Origin of the sequence: Pseudoalteromonas sp. P1-9, assembly GCF_001399975.1 — a bacterium.
GTDB lineage: Bacteria > Pseudomonadota > Gammaproteobacteria > Enterobacterales > Alteromonadaceae > Pseudoalteromonas.
Genome location: NZ_LKBD01000171.1, coordinates 1 through 293 on the forward strand (window position 1 = coordinate 1; position 293 = coordinate 293).

A 293-nucleotide genomic window follows, 5' to 3' on the forward strand; every position below is an offset into this window, starting at 1 on the left:
CGTTGTGGTTCAGGTACGGTGCCACTGATCACCCCTGTAGCTTCATCAATAGATAACCAATCGGGGCCATGCGAGATTTCATACGTTAAAGCGCCATTGCCTGAATAGTCTACTTCAACTTGGTAAACAAACTCTTTACCAAAAAATGCACGTAATCGGTTCCATCGGTCCGGTTTAATTATCTGTAAAATTGGGTTCACATCTAATGAGTACTCAACATTTTCATAAAAGTAGCCATCTGTGATCACTAACTGAACGTCCTGTACACCCGTTTGTTCAAAGTCAACAACACG

The 293-nt window shown here is 42.0% G+C and carries 1 protein-coding gene; it reads right to left on the reverse strand.

Annotated features, from left to right (window positions below; translation table 11 throughout):
- A partial coding sequence (locus tag AN214_RS22815) for a putative Ig domain-containing protein (protein WP_161805718.1) occupies window positions 1-293 on the reverse strand: 293 nt, incomplete at both ends.